The organism is Fischerella sp. PCC 9605 (genome assembly GCF_000517105.1).
Taxonomy (GTDB): Bacteria; Cyanobacteriota; Cyanobacteriia; order Cyanobacteriales; family Nostocaceae; genus PCC9605.
In genome coordinates this window covers 454589-468123 of record NZ_KI912148.1, presented here as the reverse complement: position 1 = coordinate 468123, position 13535 = coordinate 454589, and the positions used below count along the sequence as shown (strand labels likewise).

Genomic DNA, 13535 nt, shown 5'->3' with positions numbered 1-13535 from the left:
TTTGAAAGGAAAACTATGAGCCTTGAAAAGAGAGTAGAAGCAACCGCTAAAAATATTGAAGGTAAAGTTCAAGAGATTGTTGGAGAAGTAACTGGCAATCCGCAAGATAAAGCAGAAGGTAAAGCAAAGCAAGCAGAAGCTAATCTTCGCCATACAGTTGAAAATATCAAAGATGATGTGAAGAAATCTCTAGAGTAGTTTTACGTTAAAAATTCAATATTGAAAACTCCACCGAATAAACTCAGTGGAGTTTTTTATCATTTGCAGGGAAACATAAACAAAGGTTAATTCCGATAAAATCGGCTCTAACCATATATCTTTGTTTACATCCTCTATACTGTGCTGCGCCGAGTTATTAAACCCCAGATAAAAATTGCAATTATTGCTCCAATGATAGCAACAATTAAACCAGGAATACTGAAACCTGCTCCAGTAATAACTAGGTTCCCCGTCTGTATCAAATTATATAAGCTTCCTCCAATTAAGGAACCAATAATACCTAGAATAATTGTTGCTACAATTCCGCCTCCTTGGGGACCAGGGTAGATAGCTTTAGCAATAGCCCCGGCGATTAGACCTAGAATTATCCATGCAATCAGATTGATCATAATTTCAATCCTCTACTGTCTTCTATTACCAATCCTCTACTGTCTTCTATTACCAATCCTATTACTACTATAACAATTACCAATTATCATTTCTTCTATCAAAGGTTAAATAACTTATTCTCTCGCAAGAAATAATAATTAGGAATAAATCTAAATAAAACTACCAATATCAATTGTCACAGTACTTATTAAGATAGTGTTGCTAGTTGTAATTTACTTAGTTGATATGTGTTTGTTTTACTAAATATTTACAGTCGTCCTAAATAGAAATGTTGCAAAAGTTAATTTTGCTCAAAAATAACCTTTCAGAGGATCTCTGAGAAGTAAGGGTATTAGTATTGTGTCGTTAAAATAAACACTGAAGTATCGACAGCATTACAAGAGCTATGAATCCATTATATTCAAGTAATACCAATTTAAAAAATGATTGCGACAGATGGATTGACAGAACCCCGATACAGACAGTAACTCCCAATCCAAAATCTAAAATCCAAACGTGTATAACTTGATACTTAGTGTCTTTGTGCCTTTGTGGTTCAAAAAGAAATTTTATTAACCACTAAGACACAAAGACACAAAGATTCTTAACTAGCATATAGTTCTGCTTGTCCCCGATCTGGCACATATGGCTTTTCTACACCTTGTGCAAGATATTCAGCCAGCTGAGATTCTATTTGGTCGCGGACAATTTGGCGATATTCTAGAAAATGCTCGATGTGAGCGCAGGTGGCTAAGTAATGCTCTGCAACACCAGGATTATGCTTGAGAATACTGAATAGGTGATGCCAGAACTTCCAGCGAGTTTGGCGTTTTATCCCTTGTCGCCAAATCACAATCAGTAGTGCTTTCACAACTACCCACTCCGGCATTTTGAAGGGTGCTTTCCACTTCGGCGTACCCATCATTAGGAAACAGCGATAGGTGCGATCCAGGTATTTTGCTGGGTCATATAAAGCACAAAAAGCTTCAATATATTCTCTAGCGATGTCTTCTAGGGGACGAGTAGGGATAAAGTTCATCAAGGTGGTTTGGTTGATGTTACCATCTTTGTTTTCCCGCAATCGTCCTTCTTTTTTCAGGCGATGCCACAGTGCTGTATCTGGCAGTGCTTGTAACATCGCGAAGGTGGTAGAGGGAATTGCTGCTTGTTCGGCAAAGCGGACAATGCGATCGCCAGCACCTGATTTTTCACCATCAAACCCAATAATAAACCCAGCCATTGGGCGCAACCCAGCATTAATGATAGTTTGCACCGATTCAACTAAGGAACTGCGGGTATTTTGAAACTTTTTCGTCAATTGCAGACTTTCCTCATCCGGTGTTTCAATTCCCAAGAACACCGCAGCAAAACCACACTCAACCATCAACTCCATCAATTCTGGATCTTGCGCCAAATCAACAGAAGCTTCTGTGTCAAAGCGGAAGGGATAATTATGTTGCTGCATCCAGACTTTTAACTCTTTCAGCAACAACTTGACATTGCGTTTATTACCAATAAAGTTGTCATCCACCATGAAAACACCCCGCCGCCAACCCAATTCGTAGAGGTAATCTAACTCTGTCAACAGTTGCGCCGGAGTTTTGGTGCGTGGTTTACGCCCATACAAAACAATAATGTCGCAAAATTCGCACTGGAAAGGACAACCCCGCGAAAATTGAACTGACATCATGTCATAGGCATCAAAATCTAGCAAATCAAAACGGGGTATTGGGGTTATGGTTACATCTGGTTTTTCTGTAGCGCGGAAAGTACCAGATGTTTCACCGCGTTGAATTGCTTCGACAAACATTGGCAAGGTAATTTCTCCTTCATCCAGAATGAGAAAATCTGCACCAGCTGCTTTTGGTTCACTAGGTGTTGAAGTAGGATAGGGACCACCTACAGCAACTAACTTGCCACGTCTTTTTGCTTCCCGAATTTGGTCGAGCAAATCTTGTTTTTGCACTATCATTGCCGAGAAAATGACCAAATCCGCCCATGCCCACTCTTGTTCTGTGACTGCACGAATGTTGCGATCCACTAACTTAAATTCCCATTCTTGGGGCAAAATCGCTGCCACAGTTACTAATCCCAAGGGTGGAAGCAAAACTTTCCGATTGACTAATGCTAATATCTTTTCGTATGACCAAAAGGTTTTGGGAAATACAGGATAGACGAGTAAAACTCGCATAATGTTTCAATCCTCCTCACACTTTGATTTTTATCCCACCAACACTTAAGTCTTAAGTGTAATTAAATTTTTATGACATTAATTTGCATCTTAACATTTCTATCTTTTTCTCCACAGAATCCTAAAGGATGCAAATACACAAACAAAGCTTGCGATGACAATCTTGATGTGATGCCTTCAGGCATTGCTTCCTGTAAGCTTATTTATGAACAGTATTGGTTTAGATAATGTTTATCTTAGAGACTATTTATAAAGTAAATCTTAACTTTGTATTGTAGGGTGCGTTAGAGCGCAGCGCAACGCAACGCACCGAAATGAACGGTGCGTTACGGCAAAAATATTTCTTTTCGCTATATTTTTGTCACCTCGTGCCGTAACACACCCTACTAGCATGACTTAATATTTTGTTTATAAATAGCCTCTTACTTAACAGATGTCACACCCTTAACACCGCTAATTCGCAAGACATCGCTGATGGTGGCACAGTAATTCTGTAAACCAAAACTGCCAGGATTGACGAATTTTTGATAAGAAAAATGCCGATAGTTCATACAAAATCTATCCCAAGCTGCCATTTGAATGCGAAACAAAACTATTAATAAGTTCGCTAAATAAAGAGATAGAGGGATGCGAAAGTAAATTTTTTTGCCCAGGTAAGCGCATACTTCTTCTACTGCCTGGTTTACAGTTAATGGTGTTTGACCTAAAACTAATTGTCTATTTTCATCTTCTTTAGGTGGATTATCTATTAAATATCGCACCAGTGTGGCAATATCCTGACCATGAATAAAATGAAAGCTACCATCTGCTTGTAAAAAGCGGATTATATTTATATATTTTGTAACTTCGGGAATGCCAGATGTCACGTGCGAGTAAGGTTTATTGCTATCGCCACCTAAAACGAAAGTAGGAAAAACTTCGGTGACTTTAGGTGCGATCGCTAATTTCCCGATTCTCTGCAAGCAATCATATTTAGAACGAATGTAGTCTGTACCGAGTTCCCCTGCTTCCTTGAGTGGTTGATTTTTGTTATCTAAAACACTTGCAGTCGAAAAATAAATTACCTGTTCGCAGGTAGCCGGATCTAAATAATTCAGTAATTCTATAGTTTTAACTACATTAATATCAAAGGTTGCGGCACCACCCCAAGCTGTCGCTGTTAGTACCGCAGTATCTATTGTTTTCAGCAAGTCGGCTAAATACCGGATTTCTTGCATATCACCTTGCAATACGGTGATACCCGGACGGACTTGTGTATCAATTTTTAATTTATCAGGGTTTCTAACTAACAGATATAACTCGTGGTCTGTCTCCTGAATTAAAGCTTCACTAATGTAGTGACCTATACATCCACTTGCACCGGTCACTAAAATGCGTTTTTGGTTCATAACAATAAATTTGTTGTTTGTTGGTGGTTGTTTGTTGTTTGGATTTTACTAGTATTGTTGTTTGTTGGTGGTTATTTGTTGTTTGGATTTTACTGTTTAGTTTTCAAACACCCAACAACTAAACACCTAACACCCAACAATCAACACCCAACAACCAACAACCAACAACTAACAACTAACAGCGTTGAGTTGCTTAGCAGTTTCAAAGAAGAAAGCTACATTTTCTTCTGGGGTTTCTGGGAGAACACCGTGGCCGAGGTTGAGGATGTGACCCCAATTACCAGCTTTGCGAACCGTGTCGATAATGCGATCGCGGATAAACTCTTTGGAACCAAAAAGGACACCAGGATCGAGATTTCCTTGCACTTTCATGTGCTTGCCCAATCTTGTTCTTGCATCTGCCATGTCTACTGTCCAGTCTACAGTGATGACATCTGCACCGGATTTTGTCATTCTTTCTAACAAACCTGCGCTACCGCTAACCAGGAGAATCAGGGGTGTATCTGGATGGGTTTGTTTGACTTGCTGGAAAACTCGCTGTTGATAAGGCAGAGCAAAGGTTTCATAATCTTGGGGGCTTAATTGGCCTGCCCAAGAATCAAACATTTGCACAACTTGAGCGCCACAGTCAATTTGATAGCGCACGTAGGTAGCGATCGCATCTGCAAGTTTGCCTAAAAATTGATGCAGTATCGTTGGATCTGAGAACGCCATGTTTTTAATAATGGAATAGGTTTTGGAACCTTTTCCTTCCACGGCATAAGCTGCTAGTGTCCACGGTGCACCTACAAACCCCAACACTGTTGATTTGTTACCAACTTCTTGGCGTAATGCCTGCAAAATGGTTTTGATAAACGGTAAAGACTCTTCTGGATCTAGAAGACGCAGGTTATCTATTTGTTCCTGAGTACGGATGGGGGAGTGAATAATTGGCCCCTTACCTTCAGCGATATCCATGTCAATGCCCAAACCAGGCAGCGGCGTCACAATATCAGAAAATAGAATCACGCCATCTGGTTGAAATGCCCTCCACGGCTGTAAAGAAACTTCGATCGCTACTTCCGGTATTTCTGAGCGATCGCGAAACGAAGGGTATTTCTCCCTTAAATCTCGATAAGCCTTCATATATCGTCCCGCTTGCCGCATCATCCATACTGGGGGACGATCTACAACTTCACCACGAGCTGCCCTGAGAAGAAGGGGTTCATTGGAGGAAATACCCATTTAACAGTTCATCCTAAACACTTTATTTATGTCATTGTTTAGCTTATCATTCCGGCTTTGCGCTTTTTCAGGCAGCTGGTTTTGAGTGTGAACTGATTTAAAAAACCCAGTTTTAAAGAAACCGGGTTTTTGAGAAGTCTAAATTTTTTTTACGAGAGCTTGTATTTTATCTATCTTAATCTTATTTCATCCTTTAGCTTTTATACTTATTAAGCTGAATTTCTATGCAAACAGACTCCAACACACCTTCTGTGGAAGTTTCCATTTCTAGCACTAGCAAAGTACTTAGGTTGTTGATACCGCGATCGCAGCGACGCAAGTTTTTTATTCAATTTACTCTCATGACTGTTGTAGGATGGGTTGTGGGTGGAATTGCCAGTATCGCCATCGAAAGAACCCTTTTGCAAGCACTCCCACCAATTATTCTCCAACAGCAACCGATATGGTACTGGTTGATAAAACTTTTCAGTAGTATTGTTTTTGCAGTGATTTTTGCCGCCGATCAAGCACTAATTCTGCGCCGATATCTATCTGCAAGATTGTGGCTGCTTGCCACTAGCGCGGGTTGGTTGATTGCTAATAGCGTTTCTGGAGGATGGATTAACTATATTTCATCCATAGCTACATCGTTAAATAAAACTTTATCTTTTGAAGAGATGGTTTTTTTTGGAGTTTTGTCAACTATCTCATATATTGGCTCTGGAATTTGGCTGGGGTTTTTGCAATGGTTAGTATTGCGCCAAAATACAGCAGGTGCTTGGTGGTGGAGTTTTCTGCCTTCAATTTCCTATTTCTGCATCAGTGTTTTGGTGTGGTTGCTTCCCTTGGTGCAAAACCTGATTCCAGAAGTAAACCGCACTCAGGCATTATATTTGAGTGGACAAGGATTAACAGCAGTTATTTTGGGAGTTATCCCAGCCATTGGCTTTTGTACCTTGAAAAGCTACTCTCGTCGCGCTACCACACAAAGGTAGTGGCAGCAAATTCAGGTGAAAAAATATGGATAAAATTGATTCTTTAGAAATTACAGTGACTCCACCCGTTGCTGAAAAACAGCCCCAGATCTTGGAGTTGCATGGCGACAAGCGGATTGATAACTACTTTTGGATGCGCGATCGCGATAACCCAAAAGTAATAGCCTACTTGGAAGCAGAAAATGCTTACACCCAAGCGATGATGCAGCATACGGAAGGTTTGCAAACACAGCTTTATGAAGAAATGCTGTCTCGGATCAAAGAAACAGACCTTTCCGTACCATATCGTAAAGATGAATATTACTATTATTCCCGGACTGAAGAAGGCAAAGCTTATCCTATTTACTGCCGCAAAAAAGGTAATCTCGATGCTCCCGAAGAAGTGCTACTAGACCAGAACGAAATGTCTCAAGGGCATGATTTTTTCAGCATCGGAGTGTTGCAAGTTAGCCCCAATCACCAAATTTTGGCTTATTCAGTAGATACTAGTGGTTCCGAAAGATATACGTTGTATTTTTTGGACTTAAATACACATCAATTGTATCCAGAAAGTATTCCTGATACTTATTTTTCTTTGGCGTGGGCTAATGATAATCAGACAGTATTTTATACGAAACTAGATGTTGCCAATCGCCCATTTCAGGTATTTAGGCATACTTTAGAAACATCAGTTGATGAAGATGTTCTCATTTATCATGAACCAGATGATAGTTATTATTTAGCAGTTGGCAAAACTCGCAGCCAAGAATATATTTTGATGCATTTGGGCAGTAAAATCACATCAGAAGTTCATTATTTAGAGGCTAATAAACCTAGGGGAAATTTCCAAGTAATCCAGCCGCGTACAACAGGCATAGAATATGATGTTGACCATCACAGCGATTATTTTTATATAGTCACAAATGAAGAAGCTATTAACTTTAAACTGATGAAAACCCTAGTAGCTTTACCAGGTAAAGAAAATTGGCAGACTGTAATTCCTCATCGCGAAGATGTGATGCTATCAGGTATTAGCCTGTTTGCCAACCACTTAGTAATTTACGAAAGAAAGGATGGGCTACCAGTCGCAAGAGTACAAAACCTGACCACCGATCAAGAACATAACATTACCTTTCCCGAACCGACCTATTCATTTTTTGAAGGCAGTAATCCAGAATTTCACACTACTACTTTACGGATACACTATACATCTTTAATCACGCCGCCATCTGTATTTGATTACGATATGGAAACGTTAGAGCGTGAGTTGAAAAAAGAAACAGAAGTTCTGGGAGGCTACGACAGAACCCAGTATCAAAGTGAAAAATTGATGGCTCCTGCACCTGACGGTACGCAAATTCCCATATCTATTGTTTATAAAAAGGGCATCAAAAAAGATGGCAAAAATCCTTTATATCTGACTGGATATGGTGCTTACGGAGCAAGTTACCCAGCATCATTTTCATCAAATCGACTTTCTTTGTTAGATCGTGGAATCATATTTGCAATCGCCCATGTTCGCGGCGGTGGAGAAATGGGACGCAAGTGGTATGAAGATGGCAAATTTTTGCACAAAAAGAATACCTTTACAGATTTTATTGCCTGTGCAGAATATTTAATTGCCGAAGGGTGGACAACAAGCCATGCGATCGCGATTTCTGGTGGTAGTGCAGGCGGTTTATTGGTGGGAGCAGTTATGAACATGCGTCCCGACTTATTTAAAGTAGTAGTTGCCGATGTCCCCTTTGTAGACGTAGTCACAACTATACTTGATACCTCTTTACCCCTGTCAGCCATGGAATGGGAAGAATGGGGTAATCCCAACGATAAAGTTTATTACGACTATATGAAATCTTACTCGCCCTACGATAATGTCGAGGCGAAAGATTACCCAGATACCCTCATCACCGCTGGCTTGAATGATTCTCGCGTCAAATATTGGGAACCTGCCAAATGGACAGCGAAACTACGAGAACTCAAGACAGATAACAACATTCTCCTACTCAAAACCAACATGGGCGCAGGACATAGTGGTGCATCCGGACGTTATGAAAGCCTGAAAGAATTGGCGTTTGAGTATGCCTTTGTTCTGGATCGGTTAGGCTTAACTGCTTGCGAACAAAAGCAGTCTTGCGGCTAAGCAAGCAACCAGCAATTGTTTCTACAGGTTCGTTTAACCCAAATTAATAATCCAACCAACGACTGATTAAACTCATATCCGAAATTGCCAAAATTGCCGTGTAACACTTGACAAAATACACGTTAAAAGGTACTTAATATGATTCCTTCTTGGTTGATAATTGGGGCTGTAACTTTTTTAGTTGCGTTTGGTAGTTTCTTCATCACACCGCGTGATGTCAAATGGTTTGCACAGCTAACTCGTCCTCGTTGGTTAGTTTTTGAGCCTTTAATTCCGCTGATTTGGACTGTGATTTTTGTGTGCGGTGCTGCTTCAGCTTATCTTGTTTGGCAAAAAAATCCAGGAAGTTTATTTACCTGGTTGCTAATGAGTTGCTATCTCTTGCTAGAAATTATCACCGTCACCTACATACCTTTAATGTTGAGATTTCGCAGTCTCAGAATTGGGGAAATAATTGGATCGGTAGGTATTATCTTGGGTGTGCTGCTAACATTATCTGTTTTCCCAATTTCTCGATTAGCAGCTTTGTTACTTGTTCCTTATTTAGTATGGAGTCCAGTTGGAACATACACCACCGAAGAGTTAATACAGCTCAACCCCGAAGATGCTTAGTACATTAATAACGAAATTTTTGTACTAAGACTCTGCGCGACGGCAGTCGCTACAACGGGACGCCACGTGCTACAACGCGGGGAACCCGCGCAACGCAGTGGCTCGGGAACCCCCGCAACGCGCTGCCTCCCCTCTGCGTTTTCCTTTGCGATCCTCTGCGTTTAAAATCCCTACTTTTTTACGCAAAGCCATACTTAGGTGCGTTACCTGTGACTAACGTACCAGTTACAACTAACTACATATCCTCGCTTGCAAACTAGAGTCTACTCATCATCCGGTTCTAAATCGCTATCTTCTAAAGTATGGTGTGGTATTGCTGCAATAATCGCATCTATTACCTTTGAAACTGGCAAAATCTCGATATTTAAATCAGGGAACTTTTGCCCTTTTGGCACTATCGCTCTTTTAAACCCCAGTTTTGCCGCTTCTTTTAACCGCAGTTCCATTTGTGACACAGGGCGCACTTGTCCCCCTAACCCAACTTCACCAATTAACACAGTACCGGGGTCTACAATCCGATCTCGGAAACTGGCAACTACAGCAATTGCTACTCCTAAATCTACCGCTGGTTCTTCGACATTCAATCCGCCTGCGGAAGCAACATAGGAATCCAATTTCGACATGGGAATTCCTACCCGTTTTTCCAAGACTGCCAAAATTTGCACCAAGCGGTTATAGTCTACCCCTGTAGTAGAACGACGGGGTGAAGCGTAACTGGTAGGACTTACAAGTGCTTGCAACTCCACAACAATAGGACGAGTACCTTCACAAGCGACTACGATCGCCGTACCGGGCCCAGGATCGTCACGGTTGCCCAAAAATAGCTCTGAGGGGTTGGAAACTTCCCGCAACCCGTGTTCTACCATTTCAAAAATGCCGATTTCGTGAGTAGCGCCAAAGCGGTTTTTTACTGTCCGTAATAACCGATGAGAAGCAAAACGATCGCCTTCAAAATACAACACAGTATCAACAAGGTGTTCCAAAACTTTCGGCCCTGCGATCGCCCCTTCTTTGGTGACGTGTCCCACAATTAACATAGTGATGTCTTCATGCTTTGCCACCTTCATTAAAGCTGCGGTACATTCGCGTACCTGTGCTACCGAACCAGGTGCAGAGGTAAGAGCAGGAAAGAACACTGTTTGAATACTATCAATCACCGCTAGATTCGGTTTGAGAGATTCCACTTCCTTTAATATCTCTTCCAAATCTGTTTCCGTTAATACATATAAATCTGCTTCAGTTTCTTCTATTTTTACTGTTTCTGAAGTAGCTTCTGTTACTTCAGTCTTGTTGCTGTTGCCATTGTCATTACTAACCACGTTGAGGGATTTTGTCACTCCCAGACGCGAAGCTCGTAACTTTACCTGCTGCCCTGATTCTTCCCCAGAGACGTAGAGAATGCGGTATCTCTGCGCTAATTCATTTGATACTTGCAGTAGTAACGTAGATTTACCTATACCCGGATCGCCACCAATCAACACCATTGAGCCAGGAACAACACCACCGCCCAAGACTCGATCTAGTTCGCCATAACCAGAAGGCCAGCGTGTGACTTGGCGATCGCTAATTTGGTCAAATTTTAGAGAAGCTCGTGGCTTAGCTGGCTTATTAGCAGATTTACTTGTTCCTTGCTGGGAATGCCAACCACTCACCCCTCGGCTTGGTATATCTGTTGAGGACTGAATAGCAATTTCTTCTTCTAGAGAATTGTATGTACCGCACGATGGACACTTACCAAACCATTGGGGAGATTCTGCGCCACATTGGTTACAAACGTAATAAGTTTTTGGCTTTGGCATTCTTAATCTTATTAAATAATCTTAATTTTTCCTTAATTCTTTAAGCAAACAAAAAGTCAATAATAGTAGTAGTTTTGGCTTTCCCCAACGTAATTATTGGAATGATATCTTAATATTATGGTATGAAAAATTAATCATGAAAAATTTTAGTTAAGGAGCGTTGAGAAACTTGGAAAGTCATAAAGAAAAAATTCTGGTAGTTGATGACGAGGCCAGCATTCGTCGTATTTTAGAAACACGCCTTTCAATGATTGGTTACGACGTGGTGACAGCTGGTGATGGCGAAGAAGCTTTGGAAACTTTCCGCAAAACTGACCCTGATTTGGTGGTTTTGGATGTGATGATGCCCAAGCTTGATGGCTACGGCGTCTGTCAAGAATTACGTAAAGAATCAGATGTCCCAATTATTATGCTAACAGCCTTGGGAGATGTAGCCGATCGCATCACCGGTCTGGAATTGGGTGCTGATGATTACGTAGTTAAACCTTTTTCCCCAAAAGAACTCGAAGCTCGCATTCGCTCAGTACTGCGACGGGTAGACAAAACCGGCGCTTCTGGCATTCCCAGTTCTGGGGTAATCCATGTTGGCAACATCAAAATCGACACAAATAAGCGGCAAGTCTACAAAGGTGATGAGCGCATTCGCTTGACAGGTATGGAATTTAGCTTGTTAGAGTTGTTGGTAAGTCGCTCTGGAGAAGCTTTTTCCCGCTCGGAAATTTTGCAGGAAGTATGGGGATACACACCAGAACGCCATGTGGATACCCGTGTGGTAGATGTACATATTTCGCGTCTGCGGGCAAAGCTGGAGGACGATCCCAGCAACCCAGAGTTAATTCTGACAGCCAGAGGAACAGGCTATCTTTTTCAACGGATAATTGAACCAGGGGAGGAGTAATTTAAAGATCGGGAGATAGGGAGATGGGGAGATGGGGTAAAAATTAAGCTCAGAACTCCTAGCTCCTAACTCAGTATGGAAAAACATGGCTAAATCTGACCCAAATCGCATTTTGCGGCGTCTACCTATTGTTGTTGGTGGATTAGGTGCTGTACTTTTGCTGATTAATCGGTTGCTGACACCAGATATAACAGACTCCCAAGCCCGTGCAGATGTCCTAGGTGTGATTTTAAGTGGGGTGTTAATTTTGACTGGTTTGCTTTGGCAGCAGGTACAACCCCAACTGCCTGATGCGGTAGAACTAATTGGAGAAGAAGGTTTTGTACTTGCTCCAGATTTGCCAGAGAGAATCAAAATAGAACTAGCTTGGGCATCTCATTTGTTATTAACTAACACAGTAACGCGATCGCTCGTGGTTTTTTATCAAGGTCAAGTTTTGTTGCGACGCGGAATTTTAAGCACAAAATCAGAGGTGACAATAGGGCCAATTTTAAAGCGGGTACTAGAAACACAAAAACCCGTTTATTTGGTTAATTTAAAAGTCTATCCAGGAAAAATTGAATTTGATTATTTACCAGAAAATACCCAAGGAATAATTTGTCAACCTATAGGCAACAAAGGCGTTTTAATTTTAGGGGCAAATGCTCCTCGTAGTTATACCAAACAAGATGAAAACTGGATCGCTGGAATTGCTGATAAATTAGCTGTTACTCTAGGTGAGGTAATGGGTAATGAGTAATGGGAGAGAAAATTACCAATTATCAATTACCAATTACCAATTACCAATTACCCTTACGGGTTCGCCAGTCGCACCCTGCACCGAAGCCCTCCGGGTACTCTACGAGAAGCCGCGCTGCGCGCGTCTACGCCAGTCCCCCCTAAAGGCAAAAGCCAAGACGGGGGCTGGTCTCACCGCCCTGCGGGCGTCTACATGGGGGAAACCCCCTTTGGAGCGCGCTGGCTCACCAATTACCAACTAAATCCTATGCAAATTATCTATTTGTTACTGCTTGCCTTAATGGTTGTAGGCATCATCGGCTCTGTAGTTCCTGCTATCCCAGGTGCTAGCTTAATTTTAATTGCTATTATTATCTGGGGATTTGTAAAGGGTTCCTTTGCCGATGTTAGTACGCCGTTAATTGTTACAGGTGTAGTTTTAATCCTTAGTATCGCAGTAGACTGGCTAGCTGCTTACTTAGGTGCAAAAAAAGCAGGTGCTAGCAATTGGGGGCAAATAGGAGCAATTATCGGTTTAATTGCGGGATTTTTAGGATTATTGCCAGCTTTACCAGTAGGAGGGCCCTTATTAGGAATGCTAATCGGGCCTCTCTTAGGAGCAATTATCGGTGAATTCCTGTACCGAAGAAATTTAGTTCTAGCTGTGAAAGCAGGTATAGGAATTGTAGTCGGTAGTGTAATTGGGAATTTAATTCAGGGGTTATTAGCGATCGCAGCAGTTGTAGTTTTCCTGGTCACGACTTGGCCGCAAGTATTTGGCACTTAGAAGAATGGGGAAAGGGAAAAGGGTAAAGGGAAAGGGTTAATTTGAAAAAGAGAAGACTCTGTAGAGACGCGAAATTACCCTGCGGGAACGCCTGCGGCGTACGCGTCTCTACATACCGAACGGTATTGCCCAATAGATTTATTCTACAAGTCCAGTAGTCGCTTATTTTCGACCATAAATAAACACAGATCAACACAAACAATATGTGTGTGTACCCCCCTCATTCCCCCCTACAAGA

13 protein-coding genes are annotated in these 13535 nt (G+C 41.6%); 8 read left to right on the top strand and 5 right to left on the bottom strand.

What is annotated here, in order from left to right:
- Nucleotides 1-15 precede the first annotated feature (15 nt).
- Nucleotides 16-198: a CsbD family protein gene (locus FIS9605_RS0104450; RefSeq protein WP_026731508.1), complete on the top strand. Its 183-nt coding sequence runs from the start codon at nucleotides 16-18 to the stop codon at nucleotides 196-198.
- Between the two features lie 134 nt (nucleotides 199-332).
- On the opposite strand, the gene FIS9605_RS0104445 is transcribed toward FIS9605_RS0104450, so the two are convergent.
- From FIS9605_RS0104445 to hemE, 4 genes are all read right to left on the bottom strand, one after another.
- On the bottom strand, nucleotides 333-608 hold the full coding sequence (locus tag FIS9605_RS0104445; protein WP_035139392.1) for a GlsB/YeaQ/YmgE family stress response membrane protein: 276 nt from the start codon (nucleotides 606-608) through the stop codon (nucleotides 333-335).
- 584 nt (nucleotides 609-1192) lie between these two features.
- The gene (locus FIS9605_RS0104440; protein ID WP_026731506.1) at nucleotides 1193-2779 is read right to left on the bottom strand and encodes a B12-binding domain-containing radical SAM protein; all 1587 of its coding nucleotides are present in this window, start codon (nucleotides 2777-2779) and stop codon (nucleotides 1193-1195) included.
- Nucleotides 2780-3201: 422 nt separating this feature from the next.
- On the bottom strand, nucleotides 3202-4167 hold the full coding sequence (locus FIS9605_RS0104435; protein ID WP_026731505.1) for an NAD-dependent epimerase/dehydratase family protein: 966 nt from the start codon (nucleotides 4165-4167) through the stop codon (nucleotides 3202-3204).
- Between the two features lie 168 nt (nucleotides 4168-4335).
- On the bottom strand, nucleotides 4336-5391 hold the full coding sequence (gene hemE, locus FIS9605_RS0104430; RefSeq protein ID WP_026731504.1) for a uroporphyrinogen decarboxylase: 1056 nt from the start codon (nucleotides 5389-5391) through the stop codon (nucleotides 4336-4338).
- A 224-nt stretch (nucleotides 5392-5615) separates the two neighbouring features.
- Between hemE and FIS9605_RS0104425 the strand changes: the two genes are divergently transcribed.
- The 3 genes from FIS9605_RS0104425 to FIS9605_RS0104415 all read left to right on the top strand — a co-directional run bounded on the left by FIS9605_RS0104425 (nucleotide 5616) and on the right by FIS9605_RS0104415 (nucleotide 9096).
- The gene (locus tag FIS9605_RS0104425) at nucleotides 5616-6365 is read left to right on the top strand and encodes a hypothetical protein (RefSeq protein WP_026731503.1); all 750 of its coding nucleotides are present in this window, start codon (nucleotides 5616-5618) and stop codon (nucleotides 6363-6365) included.
- 25 nt (nucleotides 6366-6390) lie between these two features.
- Nucleotides 6391-8484, top strand: coding sequence for a S9 family peptidase (locus FIS9605_RS0104420; RefSeq protein ID WP_026731502.1), 2094 nt, complete (start codon nucleotides 6391-6393; stop codon nucleotides 8482-8484).
- Between the two features lie 138 nt (nucleotides 8485-8622).
- A complete protein-coding gene (locus FIS9605_RS0104415) occupies nucleotides 8623-9096 on the top strand; it encodes a TspO/MBR family protein (protein WP_026731501.1) in 474 nt (157 codons plus the stop codon).
- A gap of 263 nt (nucleotides 9097-9359) precedes the next feature.
- Here the strand turns inward: FIS9605_RS0104415 and radA are convergent, their stop codons facing one another.
- Complete coding sequence (gene radA / locus FIS9605_RS0104405) at nucleotides 9360-10895, bottom strand: DNA repair protein RadA (RefSeq protein ID WP_026731500.1); 1536 nt, start codon at nucleotides 10893-10895, stop codon at nucleotides 9360-9362.
- A 169-nt stretch (nucleotides 10896-11064) separates the two neighbouring features.
- Here radA and rpaB point away from each other — a divergent pair, with 169 nt between their 5' ends.
- From rpaB to FIS9605_RS0104390, 4 genes are all read left to right on the top strand, one after another.
- Nucleotides 11065-11793 carry a response regulator transcription factor RpaB gene (gene rpaB / locus FIS9605_RS0104400; RefSeq protein ID WP_016872551.1) on the top strand — a complete coding sequence of 243 codons (729 nt, stop codon included), beginning with the start codon at nucleotides 11065-11067 and terminating at the stop codon, nucleotides 11791-11793.
- Between the two features lie 85 nt (nucleotides 11794-11878).
- Nucleotides 11879-12532 carry a cofactor assembly of complex C subunit B gene (locus tag FIS9605_RS0104395; RefSeq protein WP_026731499.1) on the top strand — a complete coding sequence of 218 codons (654 nt, stop codon included), beginning with the start codon at nucleotides 11879-11881 and terminating at the stop codon, nucleotides 12530-12532.
- Complete coding sequence (locus FIS9605_RS42390) at nucleotides 12525-12773, top strand: hypothetical protein (RefSeq protein ID WP_155960358.1); 249 nt, start codon at nucleotides 12525-12527, stop codon at nucleotides 12771-12773. The genes FIS9605_RS0104395 and FIS9605_RS42390 overlap by 8 nt, the downstream gene beginning before the upstream one ends.
- A gap of 5 nt (nucleotides 12774-12778) precedes the next feature.
- The gene (locus tag FIS9605_RS0104390; protein WP_026731498.1) at nucleotides 12779-13297 is read left to right on the top strand and encodes a DUF456 domain-containing protein; all 519 of its coding nucleotides are present in this window, start codon (nucleotides 12779-12781) and stop codon (nucleotides 13295-13297) included.
- The last annotated feature ends 238 nt before the right edge of the window (nucleotides 13298-13535 follow it).